The following is a 23,536-nucleotide window of genomic DNA, read 5'->3' as shown; positions in this document are numbered from 1 at the left end:
CGATGTTTCAGGATTTTGAAGTCACCGCCCGCCCAGAACAGGGGCCTGCGCGACTGAAAGCCCTGCGTAGCAAGCTGAGCGAAGCGGGGGTTGATGGTTTTCTGGTGCCCCGCGCGGATGCCCATCAAGGGGAATATGTTGCGCCGCGTGACGACAGGCTGGCCTGGCTCACGGGCTTCACCGGCTCTGCGGGCTTCTGTGTGGTACTACAAGACAAGGCCGGTGTCTTTGTTGACGGGCGCTATCGCACACAGGTGAAAGAGCAGGTTGCGGACTGCTATACGCCAGTGGATTGGCCGGATGTCTTGCCGGGCCCATGGATCGTTAAACACCTTGGTGCGGGCACTGTGGGCTTTGACCCGTGGCTCTACACCATTGGACAGCTTGAAGCCTTGCAGCAGGCTGTTGTCGGCACCGGCATTGAATTTGTTCCAATGGCTAATCCCGTGGATGCCATTTGGGAAGATCAGCCCGCCCCTCCAATGGCGCCGGTCAAGGCCCATCCGACCTCTGTCGCGGGTGAAGCACATGGAGACAAGCGGGCGCGTCTGGCCGCTGATTTGCATGCCAAAGGCGAGACGGGCGCAGTGATTACCCTGCCTGACAGCATTGCATGGCTGCTCAACATTCGTGGCGCAGACATTCCCCGAAACCCTCTGGCGCATGGCTTTGCGATCCTGAATGCCGACGCTTCGGTCGATCTTTTCATGGCCGAGAGCAAACTGCAGGCGGTGAAAGAGCATCTGGGTGGCGCGGTGCGCGTACACAGCCCCGATGCCTTTGTCTCCCACCTCGCGCAACTTGACGGGGTTGTGCGTCTGGACAAAGCCAGCGCGCCGATCGCCGTTCAGGCCGCCGTTGCGCAAAGTGATGCGCAGATGTCTTACGGGCAAGACCCCTGTGTGATGCCCAAGGCGCGCAAGAATGCCGCTGAAATTGCCGGCATGGCCGAAGCCCATCTGCGAGATGGCGCCGCGGTCACAAGCTTTCTGAGCTGGTTTGAGGCACAGGACAAAACAGCCCTGACCGAAATTGATGTGGTCAAAAAGCTGGAAGAATGCCGCCGCGCCACCAATGCGCTGCTGGACATCAGCTTTGAAACCATCGCTGGCACTGGCCCCAATGGGGCGATCATGCACTACCGCGTGACCGAAGAAACCAATCGTCCACTGGCCAATGGCGATCTCATGGTGCTCGACAGTGGTGGCCAATATGCCGATGGCACAACCGACATCACCCGCACCTTGTCTGTGGGTGATGTGAGCGACGAGGCCAAAGTTGCCTTCACCCGCGTGTTGCAGGGCATGATTGCCGTGACCCGTATGCGCTTCCCCAAAGGTGTGGCTGGATGCCATATCGAAGCGATTGGTCGCTTGCCTCTGTGGATGGCCGGGCAGGATTTTGATCATGGTCTGGGGCATGGTGTGGGGGCCTATCTCTGTGTGCATGAAGGCCCGCAGCGGCTTGCACGGATCAGCGACACCCCGCTGGAGCCGGGCATGATCCTTTCAAATGAGCCCGGATACTATCGCCCCGGCGCATTTGGCATTCGGCTGGAGAACCTGATTGTGGTGGAAGAAGCCCCCGATTTGCCCGGTGGCGACGATCATCGTGCCATGCTTCAGTTCCGCACTCTGACATATGCTCCGATTGCGCGTGAGATGATCGTTGTGGACATGTTGAGCCCAGACGAGCGGGATTGGCTGAACGCTTATCATGCGACGTGTCGTCAGGTTTTGTCGCAGCGACTCGCGCCAGAAGACAAACTATGGTTGGATGCAGCCACCGCAGCCCTCTAGATATGACGGCGCTTCGGGACAAGATGCCGCAAAGTGCACCGCAGCGGGTGACATTTTTGTGTCACGCTCTGCGGATATCAACGCCGCACAACGGTAAGGGGACCAAAAATGAGCAGTAAAATCACCATTCGCAAGGCTGAAGGCAATTGGGTTGTCCGCGCAGGCGGCGCGATTCTCGGCGAAAGCACAAATGCTCTGGAACTGAGTGAGGGCGATATGACCCCTGTGATCTATTTTCCGCGCAGCGATATTGCCACGGCTTTCCTTGATGACAGCGACAAGCGCACCCACTGCCCTCTCAAAGGGGATGCGTCCTATTTTTCGATTGTCACCAAGAGCCAGACCATCAAAGATTCTGCCTGGAGCTATGAAGACCCCATCGCAGATGTGGCGCGCATCAAGGACCATCTGGCGTTTCACACCTCTGATCTGGTGACCGTTGAACGCGTCTAATTGCGCAGGCTTCGACTTGGCGGGGCCTTGCTCCTTCCTAGGTATCGGTTTCTGGTATGATGCGCGTTTCCATTGAAAACCTGTCATTTGCATGGCCTGGTCAAGCACGACCCGTGATCAACATTGATGTGTTTTCTTTGGAGGCGGGCGAACGCGTCCTTTTGCAAGGGCCAAGTGGCAGTGGTAAATCAAGCCTGCTGTCCGCCATTTCAGGCGTGGTCGATCTGCCAAAGTCCACGGTACAGGTTGTGGGCCAGGACATGGGCGCACTCACGCCACAGGCCCGCGATAGATTTCGCGCAAACCACATCGGGATGATTTTTCAGGGGTTCAATCTGATCCCATGGATGACGGCAGCGGAAAATGTCTGCCTGCCGCTCAAATTCTCAAAACGTCGCAAGGCGCAACTCAACAAGCCAGCAGAGCAGGTTGCACAGGGGCTGATGGTTGCACTGGGGCTGCCAGAACCGCTTTGGCATGGGTGTGCGAGCGCCCAGTTGAGTGTTGGACAACAACAACGTGTTGCGGTGGCACGGGCGCTGATGGGCGCCCCCGAACTTATCTTGGCGGATGAGCCAACCAGCGCTTTGGACGAGCTTGCAAAACACAGCTTCCTTAATGTCATGATGGCACAGGTTGCCAAAACGGGCGCAAGCCTGTTGATGGTGAGCCATGACACAACGCTGGCCCCGCATTTTGATCGCGTTGTACAACTGTCTGACATCAACACATTTCCTCAGCGCGAGGCAGAGTGATGCTGAAGATTGCGTATCAAAGCCTGTGGAACCGCCGCTTTATCGCCGCGCTGACACTCTGCGCCTTGGCTTTGAGTGTGACTTTGATGCTCGGCGTGGAACGCCTGCGCGACAGTGCCCGTCAGTCCTTTGCAAATGCGGCTTCCGGAGTCGATCTGATTGTCGCGCCGAGGGGCAATGACGTTCAGATCCTGATGGCAACGGTCTTTGGAGTTGGCTCCACCGGATCTGGGATGAGCTGGCAAAGCCTGCAGGAACTGCGCAGTTTGCCAGCTGTTGCCTGGGCCGTTCCCCTGATGATGGGCGACAACCACCGGGGCCACCCTGTGATCGGCACCGAAGCAAGCTATTTTGCGCATTTTCGACACAGTAACAAACAGCCACTTACATTTGCCAGCGGCGCCGCCTTCGCGGCTCCAGATGAGGCTGTCATTGGCGCGGAACTGCAAAAGCGTTTTGGCTATGAGGTCGGCACAAAAATCGTCAACGCCCATGGCGTGGGGGCCGTGGCCTTTGACATGCATGACGACGCGCCCTTCACCGTCGCTGGCGTTTTGGCACCGACAGGCACAGCTGTGGATCGCATGGTGTTTGTGTCGCTGGAAGGCTTTGAGGCCTTGCATGCCCCGCGCGCGCCTCTTCTGGCGGACCCGTTGGCCCGTTTGGGCACGGACAAACCGGCGGGGGAAGCTTCCGCAGCCACGTTGCAGTGGCAAGACACTCCGGCGCAAGCCTCTGGCGATGAGGAAGCCCCGACATTTGTCCCTCAGCAACTCAACGGCGTCTATGTGGGGCTTCAAAACCGAAGTGCGGTCTTGGCCGTGCAGCGTCATCTGGCAACCTACGAGGCAGAAGCCTTGAGTGCGGTCATGCCAAATGTGGCGCTCTTGCAGCTTTGGTCGATCACCGGCACCGCCGAGCAGGCCCTGCGCGTGATGGCCGCAGCCGTGGCGCTGGCGGGGATGATTGGCATGGTCGTGATGCTGTCTGCCGCATTGGAAACCCGGCGGCGTGAATTTGCCATTTTGCGATCCGTCGGGGCAACGCCCCTGCATGTGTTCTGCCTGATCGTGCTGGAGGCGGCTTTGCTGACGCTCTTGGCACTGCTCTTGGGGCTGTGCCTTTTGTGGGTATCCACATTGGCAACCAATCCCATCGTGTTTGACCAGTTCGGTTTCAAAATGCAGATGGACTTTTTCGCACAAGGCGACTTAAAGCGGCTCATCGCGATATTTTGTTTTGGCATGCTGGCCAGCCTTCTGCCAGCGTGGCGCATGTACCGCATGACGCTGGCGGATGGTTTGACCACACGGCTCTGACAGCATTGATGCGGAAACAAAAGATGAGTTTGAGGATGCAAATGACCCCGTTTCTGATGCCCGCAGCCGGAGTTTTGAGCCTTGTGGTGACAGGCACAGCCGCCTTGGCGCAAACGCGCAATATCGGCTGGGACGAGCTGTCAGGGCCCACGACACCCATTGAAAATCCGTTTGAGACGCTTTCGAACGCTCAAATGGACCGGCTGGCGCAGTTGTTGCGGCTGGACATGCTCGCAACGGAAGATGGCGACACAGAGGCCGCCGCACAGGCCAAGGTTATGCGTGGGGAATTCACCGCAGAAGGCATTGATGCGGATTTCCTATTTGCTGAACGGTTGCGGATTATGGCGCAGCTACAGGCGGAATCCACGGCCTCAAATCCTGAGATCATTGGCGAGAGTATCCGCCTGCCCGGCTACCTGTTGCCACTGGAAATGGAGGGGGAGAAGGCGGTGGAGTTCCTGCTGGTGCCCACCGTTGGGGCCTGTATTCACACGCCCCCCCCACCGGCCAATCAGATCGTCCGTGTCAGCTATCCAGATGGCTTTCCTGCAGAAGGCTTTTATACGCCGATCTGGATCACGGGGGCCCTTGAAGAGGAGCTCGTGCGCCAATCGCTCTTTATGGTGGATGGCGACACGGAGGTTGATGTGACCTACCAGATGAAGGCAGAGACTGTGGAGCTTTACGAATATTAACCGCTCAGGAATGTTCCTCTGCGGCCGTCTCCGCCAACGCCTTGTTATAGGCACGCAGCGCATCCACATGAAAGACCGCCCCAAGCAGGACGGGGGGCTCTCCCTCGTTGCCGAGCCGCACCACAGGCAGATAGGCCGCATTCAAGGTCTCAAACAGAGGCATCGCGCCTTCCAATGTGGCATTGCGATCCAGATACTGCCCTTCTGAGATCATCTCCCAACACAGGTCTTCCTGTGCTGCGCGGGGGTGATCGGGACGGCGCATGATCTTTGTCACATTAAACATTGCCAAAAGGTAGGCCTGCGGGCCTGCTGCAATATGCACATTGCGGCGCTCCAGCTGCGTCAGGAAGAAAGATCCATCCACAAGGCGCGAACTGAGCGCGGTGGAAATCGATACGGCCACCATCACAGCGAGACCGGTTTGCCAGTCTCCTGTCATCTCAAACACGATCAAAGTGGTGGAGATCGGCGCGCCCAGAACCGCCGCCGCAACGGCCCCAAGACCCGCAAGTGCATAGAGCGTGGTGGTTCCTGAGACATTTGGAAAAATGGCCGTCGCGATCATGCCAAAGGCGAGCCCTGTCAAAGCCCCGACCATGAGCGCGGGAGAGAACACGCCGCCGCCCATACGACCGGCCATTGTGATGGAGACGGCAATCACTTTCAGAACCGCAAACACCATCGCTTCATGGAGCAGCAGATTTCCTGTGAGTGCGGCGGAGGTGGTCTCATACCCCACACCAATAATATGCGGGAACCAGATCGCCATTGCGCCAAGCAGCAGCCCTGAGATTGCTGGGCGCAGCCAGCGTGGGATGCGCAGATCTTCCTGCAAGTGGTTGGCCATATCCTCGGCCCAGAAGATCGTCCACATCAGCGCGACAGCGACCATGCCACAGAGGCCGCCAAGGATCAGGAAGGCCGGAAGTTCATGGTAAAACTGCAGCGCTGTGCCGGTGTTTAAGGTGAATTCCGTGACATCTCCAAACTCAAGCCGGTTGATCACGGTTCCCGCCACAGAGGCGATCACAATGGGCGCAAAGGCATGGACCGCAAAGTGGCGCAGCACCACTTCAAGCGCAAAAAGCGCGCCCGCGATCGGCGCATTAAACGAGGCAGACACCGCCGCCGCCACAGCACAGCCCAGAAGATCGCGCCCGGTGATGCCGTCAGCGCGGATCTTGTCGCTCACCCAACTGGCAATCACGCCGGCCATATGCACAACAGGACCCTCACGCCCGGTAGAGCCCCCAGAGCTGAGCGTGATCAGAGAGGCAACAGCAGAGGCGACCCCGGCTTTCCGCTCCACCCGCCCCTCATAGAGCGCGGCCCCTTCAATCACATCCGCGACGGAACGCACGCGCCCATCCGGCGTAAATCGGTTCAGAATGAGGCCCACGAGCAAACCGCCAACGGCCGGGATCACCAAAAGCCAATACCAAGGCAGCGTGTTGGCAAAGCTGTGCAGCATATTGATGTCTTCGGCGCCGTAGAGCGTGGATTGCAGAAAATGGATCCCCTTGCGAAACAACAGGGCCGCAAATCCCGCCGCAATCCCGATGCAAAGGGCAATGATCCAAAACTGAAACTGGCTGGGGCCTTTGTTGAGCAAAACCTTCCAGCCACCTCGGCAGGTGTTGGCCGCGTCTTGCGCGCTTTCCGCCAAAAATGAGCCAACCGACTTCGCCATGAGAGTGTATTTTCTCCGGGTGGGGCACCAAAGGGTGATCTTCTTCGATCTAGTCCGTTTTTAGGTGTAGCGCAAAGGCGTAAGCAGAGCGTTTCACAGCAAAGTGGCGCAGCGTGTGCAAGACAGCACGCCTCGCGCCCAGAAGAGCAGATGAAGATCAGGTCAAAAGCGACTTGGCGGCGGCGCGCGCTTCTTTTGTGATGGTGTCACCGGAAATCATCCGAGCCACCTCATCGACGCGCTCTTTCTGATCCAGAGGCACAACCCGGCTCAGGGTCTGGTCGTTTTTCACGGATTTCTCCACGCGCCAATGATGCGCGCCCAAAGCCGCCACCTGTGGCGAATGCGTCACCACAAGCACCTGACCGCCCTCGGCAAGAACTTTCAACCGACGTCCCACCGCATCGGCGGTTGCCCCGCCCACGCCGCGATCGATTTCATCAAAGATCAGGGTCATACCGCTGATATCACTGGTCAGACAGACTTTCAGAGCCAGAAGGAAACGGCTCAGTTCCCCGCCTGAGGCAATCTTGGCCAAAGGCCCAGCAGGAGCACCCGGGTTGGTGGCCACAACAAATTCAACAGCGTCCCGTCCCTCAGGTCCTGGCTCTCCGGCGCTGAGCCGTGTCTGAAACACTGCGCGCTCCATTTTGAGTGGTGCGAGTTCTGCCATGACAGCGGCATCAAGCGCTTGCGCCGCGCTGGCGCGCAGCTTTGTCAGGGCGGAGGCCGCCAGATCATACTCGGCTTCGGCGGACTTCAGTGCGGCCTTCAACTCGGCAATATTGCCCTCCCCCGCGTCCAATGCGGTGAGGCGGGTTCGTAGATCATTGGCAAATTGGCCAAGCTCGTCTGGGATCACCCCATGTTTGCGCGCCAAACCCCGAATGGCAAAGAGCCGCTCTTCGATTTCTTCCAGCTCATGTGGATTGAACTGCAGGGCATCAAGACAGCGTTCAATCCCATCCACGGCATCGCTAAGCTCATTAAGCGCCCGCTCCAGCGCCGCAACCGGAGCTTCAAGCGCGCCGCCCGTCTCACCTGCCGCACCATCCAACCAGCGCAAAGCATCCCCCATGGCACTCTCAGCGCCCCCATTGCCAAGGGTCGCATGGGCGCGGCTTACGTCTTCGCGCACTTTTTCCGCCCCCTGCATCAGGCGGCGCCGGGTGTCGAGGTCTGCCTCTTCATTGGGTTGCGGATCAAGTTTATCGAGCTCTGTCACCGCGTGCCGCAAGAACTCTTCTTCGTCCTTGGCTTCGGCCAGCGCAGCCTCTGCCGCAGCCAATGCCTTACGCGCACTTGTGACGGCTGCCCAGCTTGACCGGGTGTTGCGGCGCAACTCCGCTGTCTCTGCAAAAATATCGAGCAGATCACGGTGCCCCTTGGGATTGAGCAGACCGCGATCATCATGTTGCCCGTGCAATTCCACCAACGTTTCCGACAGGCGGCGCAATACCTCGCCAGACACACGGCGGTCATTCACCCATGCGGTCTTGCGCCCGTCGGTGCGATTGACACGCCGCAAGATCAATTCCTCGCCCCCCGGCAGGCCCGCATCTTCCAAAATGGCGTGCGCCGCATGGCCTTCTGGCAGATCGAACTCGGCAATCACTTCGCCCTGCTCTGCTCCGGCCCGCACAAGCTCTGCGCGCCCACGCCATCCCAGAACAAACCCCAGACTGTCCAGCAGAATGGATTTCCCCGCCCCGGTTTCCCCGGTCAGCACGTTCAGACCCGGCTGGAAGGCAAGTTCCAGATGGTCGATGATAAGCATGTCGCGAATATCAAGCGAGCGCAGCATCTTCGGTCACACGACAGGGAGACCCCTGCCCCCCTTTACAACCATTGGCCCTGCACGGTCTGACGGTACACCTGGCTGAGCCAGCTACTGCCTTCAGGCTTCGCTTCCAGACCATTTTCACGCAGCAGCTTATAGCTGTCTTCATACCATTCCGTGGCTTGGAAATTGTGCCCCAAAATAGCCGCTGCGGTCTGCGCCTCAGAAACAAGCCCCAAAGACAGATAGGCTTCGACCAAGCGGTGCAACGCCTCTGCGGTATGCGTGGTGGTTGAAAAATCTTCCACGACCACTCGGAAACGATTGATGGCAGCCGAATAATGATCCCGACGGAGGTAATACCGGCCAATTTCCATTTCTTTGGAGGCAAGGTGGTCAAAGGCCAGATCGAATTTCAAGATCGCGGAGCGCGCATATTCACTCTCCGGATAAATTTCGATGACCTTGCGCAATTCTTGAAGGGCCTGGAAGGTCAGCCCCTGGTCGCGCCCGACCTCATCAATCTGATCGTAGTAGCTCAGCGCCAGAAGATACTGCGCATAAGCTGCGTCTTCGTCAGCCGGATAGAAATCAATATAGCGCTGAGCCGCCGCGCGGCTTTCAGGGTAACTCTTGTCGGAATGATAAGAAAACGCCTGCATGATCAGCGCACGCTTGGACAATTCCGAATAGGGATACAGGCGCTCAATTTCTGAAAAGAAGAACGCCGCGTCCGTGCCGCGATCTCGCGCAAGCTCAAATTCCCCGCGCTCATAGATCTGCTCTGGTGTGAATTGTTCCAGGTCCAGCGTGCCTCTGCGGGCATCACTTACATCGTTGTCACCACACGCGATAACAAATGCCAACGCCAGAACCGATCCAAAAAGGCGGGTGCGCGTTCCGATGCCTGCCATAGTGCTCAACCTTCTGCTCCCTACGGGAAACTCCCGCGTCTTTCCCAAGCTGTTAGCACAGAAATTTCCGAGGCAAAACGCCTTTGGCAGGAATTGTCTCACAGGTGTTAGGCAACTGCCGGGAATTCGCCGATGTGTACGCCAGCCCCAGGAAGACGCGCCGCCTGTTGCGGGGTGCATTGCACGAGACGCCAGTTGGAGGGATCCGAAAAAAGCTCGCGCAGCAAAGCATTTGTGAGCGAATGACCAGCCCGATGACCACGGTAATGCGCCAGCATGGGCGCACCGGCCAAATACAGGTCTCCCATGGCATCCAGCATCTTGTGACGCACCGGTTCATCCGCGTGCCGCAGCCCACCGGCCGCCTTCACATTTGCGCCATCAAACACCACCGCGTTTTCCTCGGGGCTGCCGCCAAGCGCCAGACCGTTGGCGCGCATCGCATCCACGTCCGCCTGACGGCAGAACGTGCGGCTGTCACAAAGCTCACGAACAAAACTGCCGTTGGCAAGGTTAAGCTCTTTGGTCTGCTGACCAATGGCCTCATCAACAAAGTCGATGTGGAAATCAATCCGCATTTCCGCGGCCGGATGCAGCTCTGCGATGGCTTCGCCACGCTGAACGGACACGGGCTTGAGAACTTCAACGGCCCACACGGGCATCGCTTGGGACACAATACCCGCCTTCAGGAAAGCCTGCACAAACTCTGCCGCGCTGCCATCCAGAATAGGGACTTCTGGCGCATCGATTTCGATCAAAGCATTATGAATGCCACAGCCCGCAAGCGCAGCCATCAGATGTTCAATGGTGGAGACGGAAACGCCCGCCTCATTTACGATACGGGTGCAGAGCGCAGTTTGCTCAACAACATCCCAGCGCGCCGGGATCATGGCATCCCCGATCAAAACATCCGTGCGCTTAAACCAGATACCATAATCAGCAGAGGCCGGCCGCACAGTCAGATGCACCTGAGCGCCTGAATGAAGACCAGTACCGGAAAAATGAGCTGATGATTTTAATGTGGCTTGCACGAGTTTCCCCAAGGTGACGCGGCACACCCTTGGCCGCATCATTGAGGTAGTGGGTTCAGCCCGTCATCTCAAATAAAGCTTTGCAACGGTCTGAAACATGATTGTAACAGTTCGGCAAAACACCGCGCACTTCCGCCTAAATCATGGTTAATAAACGTAAAAAGGCCACCCAAAAGGGTGGCCTCCTCACATTTATTTATTGAAAAATCAGTTTGCCTGACGGCGCAGGAAAGCTGGGATTTCGATCCGCTCCTGATCCTCATCCGCTTGCGTCGCCGGTTGATTGGACTGAACTGCTGGCTGGTGACGCGGCGCGGGCGCAGGTTGAGCTGCACGCATGTTGGGCTGCTCTGCTGCATGACCAGTCATCTTGTTGATCAGCGAGTTGATACCAAAGCGCGGACGCTCTTCTGCTTTGGGCTCAGGCGCTGGTGCTGCAGGGCGTGCCGGTGCCGCAGGGGCCTTTTCCACAGCGGCTTGCAAACGTTGCATCAGCTGGGGCGTTGGTGTGCCGGGCGCAGGACGCTGGGGCGCAACAAAATCCTGTGGTTCGTCTTCTTCAAACATCTCAGGCTGCGCGGCCTGTGCTGGAGCCGGACGATACGCTGGGGGAGGCACATCTGCCCCCGCAGAAACAGCATCAAAGGTTGGGGCTGTTGGCGCAGGCGCTGGAGCCACCTCTTCAAAGATGTCTTCCATCTGCTCTTCCGCAGCGGCGCGCTGTGCATCCATCTGAGGGAAGAGGGAGGGCTCATCCACGGTCAACGCGGGTTGAGCAACCTCTTCGGCCACTGGCGCCGGAGCTGCAACTGGTGCTGCCGGAGCCGCCTCTTCCACAGGTGCCTGCGTCAAAGGGGCCTTCATAGAGCGGCGCGGCAGTGGCATCGCAGATGTGGTTTCAGCGGCATCGATACCCGTCGCCACAACCGACACGCGCATCGCACCATCAAGGCTGTCATCCATAGTGGAGCCCACGATGATGTTGGCGTCAGCGTCGACTTCCTCACGAATGCGGTTGGCCGCTTCGTCCAGTTCAAACAGAGTCAGATCATGACCACCAGTGATGTTGATCAGAACACCCTTCGCACCGCGCAGAGAAATCTCATCCAGCAGCGGGTTGGCAATGGCTTTCTCAGCCGCCTGAATGGCGCGATCTTCGCCTTCGGCCTCGCCGGTGCCCATCATCGCCTTGCCCATCTCATCCATGACAGCGCGCACGTCTGCGAAGTCAAGGTTGATCAGGCCCGGACGCACCATGAGGTCGGTCACGCCTTTGACACCTTGATACAGCACATCATCCGCCATGGAGAAAGCTTCGGTGAAGGTGGTTTTCTCGTTGGCAAGACGGAACAGGTTCTGGTTTGGAATGATGATCAGCGTGTCGACCATCTTCTGCAGCATCTCAACGCCTTCTTCCGCCTGGCGCATACGTTTTGCGCCTTCGAATTGGAATGGCTTGGTCACAACGCCGACGGTCAGGACACCAAGTTCGCGCGCGGCTTGCGCAATAATTGGTGCGGCACCCGTACCAGTACCACCGCCCATACCGGCGGTGATGAAGCACATGTGCGCGCCAGCAAGATGATCTACAATCTGCTCAATGCTTTCTTCGGCAGCGGCGGCACCTACTGTTGCGCGCGCCCCAGCACCCAGACCTTCAGTGACTTTGACACCTAGCTGAACACGGCTGTCAGATTTGCTCTGCTGCAGAGCTTGTGCGTCGGTGTTCGCAACAACGAACTCCACACCCTCAAGCTCTTTGTCGATCATGTTGTTGACCGCGTTGCCACCAGCACCGCCAACACCAAATACGGTGATGCGGGGCTTCAGATCACCCTCATCGGGCATCGTCAGATTCAATGTCATAGAACTGTCCGCCTGTTTTTCTAACCCGCATTGCGGGCGAGTTTCTGCCTACTCATGTGCAATATTAACAGGCTTTCAGGAATCGTCATCCCAAAAAGCACATTTCGCCACAAAATGTGGGGCAAAAACACAGAAACTAGCGGCATCTTGCCGAAACCGCCACATTTGGCGGGACAAGCGCCCCTTGGCACAACACTACAGAGCCAATCGAGACACCAAGGGCGTCACGATATGGGATTTTCTTGTTCGAAGGCCCTGCTCGGCCTGATGAGTCCACGTTTTAACCGCGGTTACCAAAACCTTAACCGAGCCGGTAAAGAAGGTCACCCCGAAAAACGCGCCTAGAAAGCTTTCTCACCAATTTTCACGAAACCACTTTACCGCGCGCCCAAGGGTGCGATTGGTGTAGCGATCCACGGGCAAGTCAAAGTCCCACCATTCATCCTGTGGATGCGTGGCGAACAGACACATTCCGACCGTTGCAGCGAAGCCCGGTCCGGTCGCTGCCTGTGGCAAACCATGAACCCGCATGGGCCGGCCCAAACGCACTTGCTGCCCCAGAATTTTTGTTGCCAGCCCATCCAGCCCCGGAATCTGACTGCCACCACCTGTCAGCACAATCTGTTGACTTGGGAGATGCTCAAACCCAGCAGCATCCAAGCGCGCGCGCACTTCCTCAAGAATTTCTTCAACACGCGGACGCATGATGCCAATAAGCTCCGCCCGGCTGACCGTGCGCCGATCGTGCTCCCAGTCGCCTGTGTCGCCCGACAGCTCAATCATCTCGCGGTCATCCATGCCGGTTGCCATCACGCCACCGTAGAAGGTTTTGATCCGCTCCGCTGTGGCCGTGGGCACTTGCAGCCCCATTGAGATGTCACCAGTGACATGATCCCCGCCCATGCGCACGGTATCGGCAAAGATCATGTGCTTTTTCATGAAAATCGACAGGCTGGTTGCGCCGCCGCCCATATCGATACAGGCCGCGCCCAGCTCTTGCTCATCCTCCACCAGCGCAGAAAGTCCAGACACATAGGCCGAAGAGGCAATCCCTGCGAGCTCCAGATCACAGCGCTTGATGCAATGTACAAGGTTTTGCACGGCGACTTTGTCGACCGTCAGCATATGCATGTCCGTGGTCAGAACATTGCCCACCTGCCCGCGCGGATCGCCCAGCCCTGAGCGATGATCCAGAGCAAAGTTCACCGGTTGCGCATGAAGGACTTCCCGGTCAGAGCCGTAGTCAGGCACATCGCAAGCGGCCAAGACACGCGCCACGTCCTGCTCGCCAACCACCTGACCATCCACTTCAATCTGACCATCCAGACCGTAGGAACGCGGCTCCGCGCCAGCGAAACAGGCAATCACGTGATCCACACGGATTTTTGCCATTTTCTGAGCCGCCTGCACCACCGTGCGAATAGCCCTCTCGGTTTCCTGCATGGTGTCAATTTCACCAAATTTCACGCCACGGGACATGATCGTATTGGCCCCGATCACTCGGAAGCCACTTTGGCCCGCCATGGAGCCGATGCCTTCAACGCTCGCCAGACGGTCTGTGCCGTCAAAGCGCAGCACCAAACAGGCGATTTTGGAAGTGCCCACATCGAGCACCGCAATCACCCCCCGTTGCATGGCCGCTTTGCGCATCGTCCGCATGGCGCGCTGGCTTTGATACAGCTCTGTCATTGTCCCGTTGTCCCCAATGTCGTCTTGCTGGTTCGCCACCAGTCTTCTACCGCATTTTCAGTAAGTTGGATGGTTGGACGCCGCGCAAGGCGCATGTCCACCACCTGAATATCCCGCTCCAGAAGCTCTTCTGCGCTGTGCAGTGCCACAACGCGATCCAAAGCCTCAACGGCGCCCTGCTCGGGCAACAAAATCCGCTGTCCACGGTCCAGCACCACATCCCAGCGCCGCTCGCCGACACGCACAAGGCCAATCACCCGCGCTTTCAACGGCTCCGCAGCAGCCAAAAGATGTAGGGCTTCCCGAACGACCAGATCCGCCCCCTCCCCCGCGATCAGCGGCATCTCAGGATGCGCGTGACGCGATAACGCCGGCCCTGTGACATGCCCGTCCGGGTCAATCAGAGCCAGGCCTTCATGCGTGCGCCATACCGCAACTGGCGTGCGCTCAGAAATGTTAAGCTGCAGAATGCCACCCGGCCGCACCCGCAAGGAGGCACTTGCAATCGCAGGCAGCTCAACCACCTGTGCGCGCAGCCCTTCGAGATCAAGATCAAACTGGCTCACAGGGAAGCTCAACGACAGAATTTCTCTGATTTCCTCTGCGATCCCTTCAGAGGCCCCATCAATCGCCATAGCGCTCACGGAGAATTCCGGACGTTCAGCTATGCCGCGCCGCAAATCATTGATGGCGATATTGAGGTCTTCGCGCCGCTGCGCATCGGCAAACCAGATCGTTGTGGCCGTTGCCACAACACCAAAAGGCACAATCACGCGCAAAAAGAACCGAAACAGCGGCGTAAGCATCAACCGCTCAAAGCGGTAAGCCCAGCGGGATGGCGCATTGTCGCGAGGTGCGGCGCTTAGCGATCGCATGTGGCATCCTCCACCATCCATGCGCAGAACTCCGCAAAGGACAGCCCACAATGGGCGGCCTGCTCCGGCGACAGCGATGTCGGCGTCATGCCCGGCTGAGTGTTGGTTTCCAACAGGATCAACCCATCAAGGCCACGCGCCTCATCCCAACGGAAATCGGTGCGAGACACGCCACGACAGCCAAGGGCCCTATGCGCGCGCACGGCATACTCCATGCAGGCGTCATAGATCTCTTGCGGCACCTGCGCGGGAATTTCATGACGGGAGCCACCTGCGGCGTATTTTGCCTCATAATCATACCAGCCGTCGGTGATGATGTCCGTGACGCCAAGCGCACGATCCCCCATCACAGTGGTGGTCAGCTCCCGACCCGGGGCATAGGTTTCAACCATCACCTCCTGCGGCATGGTCTCCGCCAACTGGGGTGGTGTATTCGCCCCCGCATTGACAATATAAATTCCGACCGAGGAGCCTTCGTTGTTGGGCTTCACCACATAGGGGGGCGCAAGCACGTGGCGCGCGGCCACCTCTGTCTTGTCTGCGATCACACTTTCCACGACGGGAAGACCAGCGGATTTGAACACGTTCTTGGCACGCTGTTTGTCCATGGCCAGAGCAGAGGCCAGAACACCAGAATGGGTATAGGGAATGCGGAGCCATTCAAAGATGCCCTGTACGCAGCCATCTTCGCCCCAACGACCGTGCAGCGCATTGAATATCACATCCGGCGCACTCTCTTGCAGGCGCGCCACCAAATCTGCGCCCGCATCAAGCTCAACCACCTGAAATCCTGCGTCCCGAAGGGCAGCCGCGCATTCACGCCCTGTAGAGAGTGACACTTCCCGTTCTGCCGAAGGGCCACCCATCACCACTGCCACTGTCCGGGTTGTCCTGTCTGACATACCCACTGTGCCTCAATATCTCGGGTCGTTTGCGACCCTGTTCTTATGCGAGCCCTTCGGACTCATTTTCACAGCCCTCTTCGGCTGCTTTGTTGAAATCAGGCAAGATTTGCCTGCTCGGATGGGCACATGTGCCCTGCGCTCAATCAGGCCTTAGGCCCGCGTCTTGGGCTTTGCGCCCATATTGTTTTGTTGATCCCAGCTCTTGGTTAACAGCAGATTAAATATGCTTGGCCGAGTCTCATTCCGGCGCCGGTTCGCCGACGCGCATGATTTCCCACTGTAGGTCTATTCCGCTGTTTTGGAAAACCCTTTTTCGAACTTCCTCGCCAAGATTTTCCAGATCTGCGGCAGTTGCGTCACCCGTGTTGATCAGGAAATTGGAATGCATCTCGCTCATCTGCGCGCCACCGATGCGCGCGCCGCGCATGCCTGCGTCATCAATGACCTTCCAGGCCTTCAAATCATGCACATCATCCGCCTGACCTGTGGAAGAAAACCCCGCTGGATTGCGAAATGTGCTGCCCGCGCTGCGCTCTTTTGTGGGCTGTGTGGCATCGCGTTTTTCAAGCTGTGCCTGCATCAGGGCGGCCAGCGTTTCAGGATCGCCACTCGGCCCTTCAAAAACCGCCTCCACGATCACCCAACCTTCAGGCAGATCGGTTTGGCGATACTGAAAGTTCAAATCCTCAGCTGTGAGGGTCACGATCTCACCCGCCCTTGTGACCGCAGTGGCTTCCACAAAAACATCGGCCGTATAGCGCCCGTAACAGCCCGCATTCATGCGCACTGCCCCGCCAATGGCACCGGGAATCGTGCGCAAAAATGTCAGATCCACACCAGCCTGTGCGGCTTTGCGCGCCACATGCGCATCCAATGCCGCAACACCAGCGCGCACACGGTTGCCTTCAATTTCTATGTGATTGAACCCGCGCCCCATGCGCAGGACCACGGCGCGAAGCCCCCCGTCACGCACGATAAGATTAGACCCAACCCCCATTGGGAAAACATCAACCTCTGCCGGAAGCGCACGCAAAAACGCGGCAAGATCCTCAACATCTGCGGGCTGAAACAGGAAATCCGCTGGTCCCCCGACGCGCAGCCATGTCAATCCGGACAGGGGTTTGCCTTCGGTAAGTTTGCCCCTTGGGCTTGGCATCTCTGACATGGGATCCTCATGTATTCGCAAACAACTTCGCCGCACCGATAGCGAAGCACGTTCAGGCAAACAAGCCGGTCAGCGCGCTTTGCGGAGCGAGGTGATCAAATGGTGCAACACCCAGCCCAGACCAACAGCGCCCGCCGCGCCAAGCACCACCCAGATCCGATAGTTGGCCAGCACAGCGCGTGCCTCCGCATGTTCCGCGCCATCGGTGACAGGCTCTGTCACGCTCAGAGTGACTTCCATGGTCAACAAGGCCACAACCAGACAGAGCAAGATCAAACAGGCACGCAGCAAAAGATCACGACGGCGCCGAAACCCTGTGATCAGCCCGTAAAAAGGCATGATCAGAATGGCAAACCAAACCAGCGCATTCAAACCAAGCGTAAAGTCAACGATCATACAAACCGTCCTTTGATCCAGCGCCAGAGATACACCACAGGCCACCGCATAATCCACGCCGCCATCGCGAGAAAAATCATCGCCACCCACAGCCCATTCTGAACAAAAACCCCCATCAGAATCGGCACGCCAATGCCCATCATCCCATAAGCAAACCGCCAGTGATGGTCTTTAGAGGGAAACATCGCCCGCAGGTTAGCCACCACAAGCCAGCAAAACGCAGCTGCCAATGACAGGGTCATGCCTTATCCTCCGTTTGGGCGTCCTCTGATCGAGCAAAGGCTTTGCGCGCAAAATGCAGCAAAGGGCGCCGAAACATAGACAAAAAGCCCAAAAGAGCCAGTGTACCAAACAGCCACCCATGCTCATAGAAGATCCCGGCAATCAAAACCGGTGCTGCCAGAAGCAACCCCAGACCGGGCACGAACTGACGTTTCATCGGCAGCATCGCCACTGTGGCGGCGGCCAGCACCCAGAAGCAGGCAAGGATCAGTGACAGACTCACGATGGCATTCTCTTTGTTTCAGACACGCGCAGTCTATTGTCACGGAGGTGCAAAATGAAAGCCCCGCTTGATGGCGAGGCTTGCGCTTTTATCCCAGATGACCCGGCAAGGCATTGGCCCAGGCAGAGATCGACCCCGCCCCAAGGCAAACCACGATATCACCGGGTTTGGCCGTTTCCTTCACCATGGCCACAAGATCCTCTTCTTGCGTGATCGCCACGGCGTGGCGATGCCCATGTGCCACCAGCCCATTGATCAGGTCATCACGGCTCGCCCCTTCAATCGGGGTCTCACCGGCGGCAAACACATCCGCGATGCCCACGACATCGGCCTCGTTGAAGCAAGTACAGAAGTCTTCAAACAGGGAGTGCAGACGCGAATACCGGTGCGGCTGGTGCACGGCAATCACACGGCCACCGCTGTCCCCCAAAGCCTGACGCGCGGCCTTTAATACGGCGGCAATTTCCACCGGATGATGGCCATAGTCGTCAATCACAGGCACGCCGCCCATCACTTCACCCACTTTGGTGAAACGCCGGTTCACCCCACCAAAAGCGGCCAGCGCCGCGCGAATTTCCGCCAGCTTCATGCCGAGATGGCGCGCAATCGCCACCGCAGAGAGCGCGTTAGACACATTGTGATCGCCCGGCATCGGCAATGTGCAGCCTTCGATCACCTTGTCCTCAGCCTGCAACGCAATGTCAAAATGTGCCACGCCGGCTTTGTAGGTGAGATTGACCGCACGCACGTCCGCTTGTGCATTAAAGCCAAAGGTCACTACGCGGCGGTCGGTGATTTTGCCCACCAATGTCTGTACATCCGGATCATCAGTACAGCACACCGCAAGACCGTAGAATGGAATGTTGGACACAAAGTCATAGAAGCCCTGATGCAGCGCCTCTTCCGTGCCCCAATGCTCCATATGTTCTGGGTCAATATTTGTGACAATCGCAATGGTCGCGGGCAGACGGTTGAATGTCCCATCACTTTCATCGGCTTCCACAACCATCCACTCGCCATCACCCACACGGGCGTTGGAACCATAGGCGTGAATGATGCCGCCATTCACCACGGTCGGATCAAAATGCCCATGGTCCAGAAGCGCGGCCACCATCGTTGTGGTGGTGGTTTTGCCATGGGTGCCAGCAACGGCAATGTTGGATTTCAGACGCATCAACTCGGCCAGCATTTCAGCGCGGCGCACCACTGGCAGACCGCGACGCCGGGCCTCATCAAGTTCCGGGTTGCCCGGCTTGATGGCAGAGGAAATCACCACCACTTCGGCATTTTCAAGATTTTCAGCGCGCTGCCCCTCAAACACCGTCGCGCCCATATCTGCGAGACGCTGGGTGATCTTGGTGCTCTTCAGATCAGAGCCCTGCACAGTGTAGCCATGGTTTACCAGCACTTCGGCAATACCGGACATGCCAATGCCGCCGATCCCGACAAAGTGGATGGCCCCCACATCACCGGGAAGTTTGGTTGCTGCGTTCATCTTATTGGTCCTTCTGTGCCAGTTGTTCCACCAATGCAACAAGCGTCTCTGTGGCATCCGGCTTGCCTGCCGACAAAGCCGCAGTCGCCATTTGCGTGGCGCCCTGCGGGTTGGACAGGATGGTTGTAATCTGTTCGGAAAGACTGTCTGCCGTCAGCAGGCTTTCCGGAATAACAATAGCTCCGCCGGCCTCGGCAAGGCCGCGTGCATTGGCGGTCTGATGATCTCCTGCCGCTGCGGCAAAGGGCACCAAAATAGAGGGGCGTCCAATGACAGACACATCGGCGACAGAACTGGCCCCAGAGCGGCTGATCACCAATTGCGCCTCGCTCATCCGGGCCGGCACGTCGTTGAAAAACGGCTGCACATCTGCGGCAATGCCATTTTGGGCATAAAAGGATGTGACCCGGTCAAAATCCTCATCTCGTGCCTGATGGCTCACACGCAAATTTTTCAAAATCTCAGCGGGCAGTCCTGCAATCGCGGCGGGCACCACATCACTGAGAATACGCGCGCCCTGACTGCCACCGATGACCAGCACAGACATCGGGTAATCCCCCGGTGCAATATATCCCGCCCCGGCCCGATCCATCACCGATTTGCGCACCGGGTTGCCAACAGGCGTGCCTTCAACACCGTCCGGCAGCGCAGTTGGCCAGGTGCCACAGGCCACCACATCGACACGTTTGGCAAAAACCGTATTCACCCGCCCCAGAATGCCATTCTGCTCATGGATCATGCGCGGCAATTTCAAAAGCCAGGCCGCCCCCATGGCTGGAATGGTCGGATAGCCGCCAAAGCCAACCACCACATCCGGGCGCTCGCGGCGCATTTTCAAAGCAGCACCCAAAACACCGCCCAGAATTTTGAACGGCACTGCAAGCTTGGCAAGTTTACCGCCACGGGCAAAGGTGGCCGAGCTGACCTGTTCGATCTCCACAGTATGGGGAAAACCGCCCGTGTAGCGCGCGCCGCGCGCATCTGTGGAAAGCTTCACCCGCCAGCCTTTGCGCAGCATCACTTCGGCCAGTGCCTGCGCTGGGAACATATGTCCGCCTGTGCCGCCTGCGGCAATCACCAGAAGGGGTTGTTTGGCCATATGCGATTATCCCCGCAAAATATCACTGATCTCACCCTGTGGGCGGGAGCGGGTAAACGCCAAAATCATGCCAACTGCAATCCCCCCCGCAATCAGCGAGGAGCCACCATAGCTGACAAATGGCAAAGTCATGCCTTTTGAGGGCAGCAAACGCACCGCCACGCCCATATTCACAAGCGCCTGAACGCCGAAAATGGCCACCAGACCAGTGCCTGCCAGACGGATGAAAGGATCACGCTCACGCATCAAGCGGAAAAACGACCGCAGAACAATGGTTGCGTAAAGGAACATGATCGCAAACACCAAAATCAGCCCGTATTCCTCGGCGGCCACGGAAATGATGAAATCCGTATGCGCATCCGGCAGCGACCATTTCACCTGCCCCTCGCCCACGCCAACGCCAAACAGCCCGCCTTCGCGGATCGCCTCTGTGGCATAGCCAATCTGGGTGGTGGGATCGACCGAGCGGTCCAAAAAGCCATCGATGCGGCGGGCAAAGTGCTCAGAGTTGTTATAGGCAAAGCTGGCAATCGGCACGAGCGACAGCATGATGCCCCCAATCAGCATCATCGGCGCACCAGAGACAAAATACATCACGCTCCAGCCAAAGAGGATCAGGCAGGCCTGCCCAAAATCAGGCTGCATCGCCAACATAAGCACAATGGTCATCATCAATAGGAAAGACCAACGCCGTCCGGGCGGGCCGTTGATTTCCTCATTGGCCGCCATCAGCCAGGCCGACACCACCACAAAGCCCGGCTTGAGAAACTCCGATGGTTGCAGAGAGGCAAAGCCCAGAGAATACCAGCGTGTCGCGCCTTTGCCAAAATCAGTGCCAAATATGGGCAACAGCGCAAGAGCAACAAATGTCGCCACAAACCCCATCACCGCCAGCCGCCGCACCAATGTAGGCGACATCATTGAGGTCAGCACCATAGCCACCATGGCTGCGCCACCAAACACCGCTTGTTTTTGTACATAGTGGAAGGGCGCAAAGCCATTTTTCGCCGCCAGTGGCGGGCTCGCTGCCATGCCCAACATCAGGCCGATACAGAACAACAACAGGATTGATGTCATTGTCCATTTGTCCAGCGTTTGCCACCATTTGGGAAGCACGGGTTCACGCGCCCGAACGGGCAGCGCGCCATAAACCATCTCTGTCATCGAAATCCGCCGATCTCTGCCTCAAAACGCCCGTTTTCCGGGTCTATCTCAGAGAGTAACACCCATGTGTCCTTATGGAAAGCACGGAGATCCTGCCCCCGCCCGCATATCAGCAAAAACACGCCCGCTTCCTCTTGACCCAAATATCCTGGGGAGGCACAGCCTGCTGTGACGGGGCAAAGCCCCTTTTACTTCAGGCAGGTACCGCAGACACGCTTCCCTCTTGACCTGAGCCGCGCGGTCAGGCACCCCGCGCCCATGGCAGAACACACCACATGGGACACCGTCATCCTCGGCGCCGGGGCCGCAGGCATGATGTGCGCAACGCAAAGCGGCGGCAGCACGCTGCTTTTGGATCACGCCAAGGCACCGGGCGAGAAGATCCGCATTTCCGGCGGTGGGCGCTGCAACTTCACCAATCTCTATGCCAGCCCTGAGAATTTTCTCTCGGCCAATCCGCATTTCTGCAAATCTGCCCTGAGCCGCTACACCCAGTGGGATTTCATCGATCTGGTGGCGCGTCACGGCATTGCCTACCATGAGAAAACCCTCGGTCAGCTCTTCTGCGACAACAGCGCCAAAGACATCATCGCCATGTTGCAGTCCGAAATGGCACAAGCGGGCGCAACGCTCTGGCTGGAAACCACCATAGATTCTGTTGACCATGACGGCACAGATTTCAGCGTCACACTCACACGCCAAGGTCGCCAACACAGGCTCACAACCCGCAATCTGGTGCTGGCCACCGGGGGCAAATCCATCCCCAAGATGGGTGCCACGGGCCTTGCCTATGATATCGCCCGTCAGTTTGGCCTTGCCGTCACGGACACCCGCGCAGGTCTTGTGCCCTTCACATTCTCAGACGCGCGTTTCAAACCCATCTCCGGCGTAGCGCATCCCGTGCGTGCCACGGCCGATGGAAAGGCTTTTGAAGAGGCGATGCTCTTCACCCATCGCGGCCTCTCTGGTCCGGTCATGCTGCAAATCAGCTCCTACTGGCGCGAAAGCCAGCCGATCTCGATCAATCTTTTCCCCGACAGCGATCCCTTTGAGACCCTGCGCGCCCGACGTCAGGCCCAAGGCCGCCGCAACCTCACAACCGAACTGGCCAGCCTGCTGCCGGCGCGGCTGGTGGATCATCTGGCAGAACAGATGGATCTCAGCGGCAATCTGGCAGATCAGTCAGACAGCGCTTTGCGCCACCTCTGTGATGCGCTGCAAAACTGGCAAATGGTGCCCACAGGCACCGAAGGCTATCGCACCGCCGAAGTCACGCTGGGCGGCATTGATACAGATATGCTCTCTTCCAAGACCATGGAAGCCAAGGCGGTCAAAGGGCTCTATGCAATTGGCGAAGCGGTGGATGTTACCGGCTGGCTGGGCGGGTTCAACTTCCAGTGGGCCTGGTCATCGGGCTGGGCTGCCGGACAGGCGATTGCACAATCGCGCGCCTGACAGCCCTCTCGCAATTCGGGATCAATGGTGCTTGTCAGCCTTGCCAAATTCGCTGGACAACCGATTGCGCAATTTCTTGGCTGCGCCCTTCAAAGCCGCGGAAATATCCGCACCATCATGATGAGCTGAGAGCGGATCCATTCCGCGCGGACGGGCCTCCATGGTACAGCGAATGTGATCAGGGCCGTGTTTGTCCGCGTTCTGATCCTTCAGATGCACCTCCACCCGTGTGAGACGGTCACGAAGATGGTCAAGATCGGCGTTCACCGCCAGTTCAGCGACTTCGACCACACGTGCATCGCCGTGAATGAAGTTGTCGGTATTCACCTGAATTTGCATCGTCACATCCTTCTATCGTTACATCTCAAATCTAAGATTGAGATCCTTTCAAACAAGAGGTTGCGCTCCAAGTTAGCGGCTATCCCCTTGCTGAGAAACGATAGTCAGACAGATGTCAGCTGTGCTTTGACACGCGTCAAA

Annotated in this window: 22 protein-coding genes; 6 read left to right on the top strand and 16 right to left on the bottom strand. The window is 58.0% G+C overall.

The features are described 5' to 3' along the window. Positions 1 to 2: 2 nt before the first annotated feature. The 5 genes from J7382_RS07810 (at position 3) to J7382_RS07790 (ending at position 5,024) form a co-directional block, all read left to right on the top strand. Positions 3 to 1,799: an aminopeptidase P family protein gene (locus J7382_RS07810; protein WP_209068510.1), complete on the top strand. Its 1,797-nt coding sequence runs from the start codon at positions 3 to 5 to the stop codon at positions 1,797 to 1,799. A 108-nt stretch (positions 1,800 to 1,907) separates the two neighbouring features. Next, entirely contained in the window at positions 1,908 to 2,252 is a 345-nt protein-coding gene (locus J7382_RS07805; RefSeq protein ID WP_209068509.1) for a DUF427 domain-containing protein, read from the top strand. Positions 2,253 to 2,365: 113 nt separating this feature from the next. Further along, positions 2,366 to 3,007, top strand: coding sequence for an ATP-binding cassette domain-containing protein (locus J7382_RS07800; protein ID WP_348540016.1), 642 nt, complete (start codon positions 2,366 to 2,368; stop codon positions 3,005 to 3,007). After that, positions 3,007 to 4,326, top strand: coding sequence for an ABC transporter permease (locus J7382_RS07795; RefSeq protein WP_209068507.1), 1,320 nt, complete (start codon positions 3,007 to 3,009; stop codon positions 4,324 to 4,326). The genes J7382_RS07800 and J7382_RS07795 overlap by 1 nt, the downstream gene beginning before the upstream one ends. A gap of 41 nt (positions 4,327 to 4,367) precedes the next feature. Further along, the gene (locus tag J7382_RS07790) at positions 4,368 to 5,024 is read left to right on the top strand and encodes a DUF3299 domain-containing protein (protein ID WP_209068506.1); all 657 of its coding nucleotides are present in this window, start codon (positions 4,368 to 4,370) and stop codon (positions 5,022 to 5,024) included. Positions 5,025 to 5,028: 4 nt separating this feature from the next. Here J7382_RS07790 and J7382_RS07785 read toward each other — a convergent pair whose 3' ends face one another. The 15 genes from J7382_RS07785 to ftsW all read right to left on the bottom strand — a co-directional run bounded on the left by J7382_RS07785 (position 5,029) and on the right by ftsW (position 21,601). Beyond that, positions 5,029 to 6,717, bottom strand: a complete 1,689-nt coding sequence (locus tag J7382_RS07785) for a chloride channel protein (RefSeq protein WP_209068505.1) — start codon at positions 6,715 to 6,717, stop codon at positions 5,029 to 5,031. Positions 6,718 to 6,874: 157 nt separating this feature from the next. Further along, the gene (gene recN / locus J7382_RS07780; RefSeq protein ID WP_058240098.1) at positions 6,875 to 8,521 is read right to left on the bottom strand and encodes a DNA repair protein RecN; all 1,647 of its coding nucleotides are present in this window, start codon (positions 8,519 to 8,521) and stop codon (positions 6,875 to 6,877) included. A gap of 35 nt (positions 8,522 to 8,556) precedes the next feature. Then, a complete protein-coding gene (locus J7382_RS07775; RefSeq protein ID WP_209068763.1) occupies positions 8,557 to 9,411 on the bottom strand; it encodes an outer membrane protein assembly factor BamD in 855 nt (284 codons plus the stop codon). Positions 9,412 to 9,518: 107 nt separating this feature from the next. Continuing rightward, complete coding sequence (gene lpxC, locus J7382_RS07770; protein ID WP_209068504.1) at positions 9,519 to 10,442, bottom strand: UDP-3-O-acyl-N-acetylglucosamine deacetylase; 924 nt, start codon at positions 10,440 to 10,442, stop codon at positions 9,519 to 9,521. A gap of 207 nt (positions 10,443 to 10,649) precedes the next feature. Next, the gene (gene ftsZ, locus J7382_RS07765) at positions 10,650 to 12,308 is read right to left on the bottom strand and encodes a cell division protein FtsZ (protein ID WP_209068503.1); all 1,659 of its coding nucleotides are present in this window, start codon (positions 12,306 to 12,308) and stop codon (positions 10,650 to 10,652) included. Positions 12,309 to 12,662: 354 nt separating this feature from the next. Next, on the bottom strand, positions 12,663 to 13,997 hold the full coding sequence (ftsA, locus tag J7382_RS07760) for a cell division protein FtsA (RefSeq protein ID WP_209068502.1): 1,335 nt from the start codon (positions 13,995 to 13,997) through the stop codon (positions 12,663 to 12,665). Further along, a complete protein-coding gene (locus tag J7382_RS07755) occupies positions 13,994 to 14,872 on the bottom strand; it encodes a cell division protein FtsQ/DivIB (RefSeq protein ID WP_209068501.1) in 879 nt (292 codons plus the stop codon). Before J7382_RS07755 ends, ftsA begins: the two co-directional genes overlap by 4 nt. Then, positions 14,860 to 15,774 carry a D-alanine--D-alanine ligase gene (locus J7382_RS07750; RefSeq protein ID WP_209068500.1) on the bottom strand — a complete coding sequence of 305 codons (915 nt, stop codon included), beginning with the start codon at positions 15,772 to 15,774 and terminating at the stop codon, positions 14,860 to 14,862. The genes J7382_RS07755 and J7382_RS07750 overlap by 13 nt, the downstream gene beginning before the upstream one ends. A gap of 241 nt (positions 15,775 to 16,015) precedes the next feature. Next, a complete protein-coding gene (gene murB, locus J7382_RS07745) occupies positions 16,016 to 16,942 on the bottom strand; it encodes a UDP-N-acetylmuramate dehydrogenase (protein ID WP_209068499.1) in 927 nt (308 codons plus the stop codon). Positions 16,943 to 17,011: 69 nt separating this feature from the next. After that, positions 17,012 to 17,338: a hypothetical protein gene (locus tag J7382_RS07740; RefSeq protein WP_209068498.1), complete on the bottom strand. Its 327-nt coding sequence runs from the start codon at positions 17,336 to 17,338 to the stop codon at positions 17,012 to 17,014. After that, on the bottom strand, positions 17,335 to 17,580 hold the full coding sequence (locus J7382_RS07735; protein WP_209068497.1) for a DUF2484 family protein: 246 nt from the start codon (positions 17,578 to 17,580) through the stop codon (positions 17,335 to 17,337). The genes J7382_RS07740 and J7382_RS07735 overlap by 4 nt, the downstream gene beginning before the upstream one ends. Beyond that, positions 17,577 to 17,843, bottom strand: a complete 267-nt coding sequence (locus J7382_RS07730; RefSeq protein ID WP_348540015.1) for a DUF2484 family protein — start codon at positions 17,841 to 17,843, stop codon at positions 17,577 to 17,579. The genes J7382_RS07735 and J7382_RS07730 overlap by 4 nt, the downstream gene beginning before the upstream one ends. 88 nt (positions 17,844 to 17,931) lie before the next feature. Continuing rightward, positions 17,932 to 19,338 (bottom strand): UDP-N-acetylmuramate--L-alanine ligase, encoded by a 1,407-nt coding sequence (gene murC, locus J7382_RS07725; protein WP_209068496.1) that lies wholly within the window; start codon positions 19,336 to 19,338, stop codon positions 17,932 to 17,934. Between the two features lies 1 nt (position 19,339). Continuing rightward, positions 19,340 to 20,437, bottom strand: coding sequence for a UDP-N-acetylglucosamine--N-acetylmuramyl-(pentapeptide) pyrophosphoryl-undecaprenol N-acetylglucosamine transferase (locus J7382_RS07720; RefSeq protein ID WP_209068495.1), 1,098 nt, complete (start codon positions 20,435 to 20,437; stop codon positions 19,340 to 19,342). 6 nt (positions 20,438 to 20,443) lie between these two features. Further along, positions 20,444 to 21,601, bottom strand: a complete 1,158-nt coding sequence (gene ftsW, locus J7382_RS07715) for a putative lipid II flippase FtsW (protein ID WP_058240087.1) — start codon at positions 21,599 to 21,601, stop codon at positions 20,444 to 20,446. A gap of 258 nt (positions 21,602 to 21,859) precedes the next feature. On the opposite strand from ftsW, the gene J7382_RS07710 reads away from it, so the two are divergent. Beyond that, positions 21,860 to 23,056, top strand: a complete 1,197-nt coding sequence (locus J7382_RS07710; RefSeq protein WP_209068494.1) for an NAD(P)/FAD-dependent oxidoreductase — start codon at positions 21,860 to 21,862, stop codon at positions 23,054 to 23,056. Between the two features lie 21 nt (positions 23,057 to 23,077). Here J7382_RS07710 and J7382_RS07705 read toward each other — a convergent pair whose 3' ends face one another. After that, positions 23,078 to 23,395 (bottom strand): HPF/RaiA family ribosome-associated protein, encoded by a 318-nt coding sequence (locus tag J7382_RS07705; RefSeq protein ID WP_209068493.1) that lies wholly within the window; start codon positions 23,393 to 23,395, stop codon positions 23,078 to 23,080. Positions 23,396 to 23,536: the final 141 nt, after the last annotated feature.

The sequence above is a fragment of the Shimia sp. R11_0 genome, from assembly GCF_017744035.1.
GTDB classification, from domain to species: Bacteria; Pseudomonadota; Alphaproteobacteria; order Rhodobacterales; family Rhodobacteraceae; genus Shimia; species Shimia marina.
Note: the sequence above shows the minus strand (reverse complement) of the source record. Positions and strands in the feature narration are given on the sequence as shown.

Coding starts and splice junctions, on each gene's coding strand:
- J7382_RS07810 (WP_209068510.1), top strand. CDS start 3: ATGTTTCAGGATTTTGAAGTCACCGCCCGCCCAGAACAGGGGCCTGCG.
- J7382_RS07805 (WP_209068509.1), top strand. CDS start 1,908: ATGAGCAGTAAAATCACCATTCGCAAGGCTGAAGGCAATTGGGTTGTC.
- J7382_RS07795 (WP_209068507.1), top strand. CDS start 3,007: ATGCTGAAGATTGCGTATCAAAGCCTGTGGAACCGCCGCTTTATCGCC.
- J7382_RS07790 (WP_209068506.1), top strand. CDS start 4,368: ATGACCCCGTTTCTGATGCCCGCAGCCGGAGTTTTGAGCCTTGTGGTG.
- J7382_RS07785 (WP_209068505.1), bottom strand. CDS start 6,717: ATGGCGAAGTCGGTTGGCTCATTTTTGGCGGAAAGCGCGCAAGACGCG.
- recN (WP_058240098.1), bottom strand. CDS start 8,521: ATGCTGCGCTCGCTTGATATTCGCGACATGCTTATCATCGACCATCTG.
- J7382_RS07775 (WP_209068763.1), bottom strand. CDS start 9,411: ATGGCAGGCATCGGAACGCGCACCCGCCTTTTTGGATCGGTTCTGGCG.
- ftsZ (WP_209068503.1), bottom strand. CDS start 12,308: ATGACATTGAATCTGACGATGCCCGATGAGGGTGATCTGAAGCCCCGC.
- ftsA (WP_209068502.1), bottom strand. CDS start 13,997: ATGACAGAGCTGTATCAAAGCCAGCGCGCCATGCGGACGATGCGCAAA.
- J7382_RS07755 (WP_209068501.1), bottom strand. CDS start 14,872: ATGCGATCGCTAAGCGCCGCACCTCGCGACAATGCGCCATCCCGCTGG.
- J7382_RS07750 (WP_209068500.1), bottom strand. CDS start 15,774: ATGTCAGACAGGACAACCCGGACAGTGGCAGTGGTGATGGGTGGCCCT.
- murB (WP_209068499.1), bottom strand. CDS start 16,942: ATGTCAGAGATGCCAAGCCCAAGGGGCAAACTTACCGAAGGCAAACCC.
- J7382_RS07740 (WP_209068498.1), bottom strand. CDS start 17,338: ATGATCGTTGACTTTACGCTTGGTTTGAATGCGCTGGTTTGGTTTGCC.
- J7382_RS07735 (WP_209068497.1), bottom strand. CDS start 17,580: ATGACCCTGTCATTGGCAGCTGCGTTTTGCTGGCTTGTGGTGGCTAAC.
- murC (WP_209068496.1), bottom strand. CDS start 19,338: ATGAACGCAGCAACCAAACTTCCCGGTGATGTGGGGGCCATCCACTTT.
- J7382_RS07720 (WP_209068495.1), bottom strand. CDS start 20,437: ATGGCCAAACAACCCCTTCTGGTGATTGCCGCAGGCGGCACAGGCGGA.
- ftsW (WP_058240087.1), bottom strand. CDS start 21,601: ATGACAGAGATGGTTTATGGCGCGCTGCCCGTTCGGGCGCGTGAACCC.
- J7382_RS07710 (WP_209068494.1), top strand. CDS start 21,860: ATGGCAGAACACACCACATGGGACACCGTCATCCTCGGCGCCGGGGCC.
- J7382_RS07705 (WP_209068493.1), bottom strand. CDS start 23,395: ATGCAAATTCAGGTGAATACCGACAACTTCATTCACGGCGATGCACGT.